Raw genomic sequence first — 1,230 nt, forward strand, 5'->3', positions numbered from 1 at the left:
CGTCCGCGGAGAGCCGGAGCAGGACGAGCTTCTGGGTCTTGAGGTTGGCCATGGCCAGGGCGCCTTCCCACTGGCCCCACGCCGATCCCCTGAGGAACTCGATGTCGGCGCTGGCGAGCGTCGGGCGGCCCGAGGACCAGACGGCCTCGACGGCGTCCGGGTAGCGGGTGGTGTCGGTCATCGGGACGTTCTGGTTGTAGCTGCCGCCGATGTTCGGGTTCCAGCCGTAGTTGGCGCCGGGCTGGATGAGGTTGACCTCGTCGTCGACGTCCGGGCCGTGCTCGGCGGAGTAGACGTTCCCGGTCCCGGGCTGGATGGCCAGGCCCTGGATGTTGCGGTGGCCGATCGAGGTGATCACCGAGTCGCCGGTCGCGGGCGAGCCGTCGGGACGGATGTGCAGTGTCTTGCCGGCCAGCGAGGTGGGGGACTGCGGACCCGTCGGGCTCTGCGAGTCACCGGTGCCCACGTAGATCGACCCGTCGGGGGCGACGAGCAGGCGGCACCCGCTGTGGATGCCCTGGGCGCTGAGCGGGATCCCCGTCAGCGTGTCGCGGACCTTGGTCATGGCGGACCAGTCGTCGGCGGCCCGGAACGTGGTGATCCGGTTGTCCCGGGTCCCGCCGTCGGAACTGGACCAGCACACGTGGATCTGGCGGTTGGTGGCGAACCCGGCGTCGACCGCCATGCCCATGAGTCCGCTCTCGGACTGGCGGACCAGCCCGGGCAGGTCGATCGCGACATCCCGCCGGGCGCCGCCGGGCAGCTTGGCCACCATGCGGCCGCCGCGCTCGCCGGTGAGGATCGTGCCGTCCGGGGTGCGGACCACGTCCCACGGGACGTTGAGACGGTCGAGGACGGTCGTGGCGGTGACCGCCGGGCTCGCCACCACCTGGACGCCCTCGCCCGCGCCGACGCCCACGACCGGCGGGAACAGGATGTTCGGCGGGATGATGCTGATGTCGTTCGACCCCAGGGACCCCGTCTGGGCGATGGCCGTCACGGGGAGCGCGACCGCGACGGCCGCCGCGGCGGCGAGCCCGGCCATGGACCGGGTGCGGAGGCGGGATCTGATCGGGCGGGGGTGGGGGTCGGTGACACAGGTGCTCCCTCGATCGTGTGCTGTCGACTTGTGGTGTGACACAGACCATATGCACATATTTCCGAGGGCGGTACCGCACCGACGACAGACCCCGGCCCCCCGTCCGTCGATGGGCGGGGGGCCGGGGTCGG

1 protein-coding gene is annotated in these 1,230 nt (G+C 71.8%); it reads right to left on the minus strand.

Features of this window, described 5'->3' with window-relative positions:
- The coding region (locus G6022_RS13075) for a PQQ-dependent sugar dehydrogenase (RefSeq protein ID WP_182691711.1) at positions 1 to 1,045 on the minus strand (1,045 nt) is incomplete at its 3' end.
- Positions 1,046 to 1,230 lie beyond the last annotated feature (185 nt).

It is taken from the genome of Dietzia sp. Cai40 (assembly GCF_014145165.1).
Classification (GTDB): Bacteria; Actinomycetota; Actinomycetes; order Mycobacteriales; family Mycobacteriaceae; genus Dietzia; species Dietzia natronolimnaea.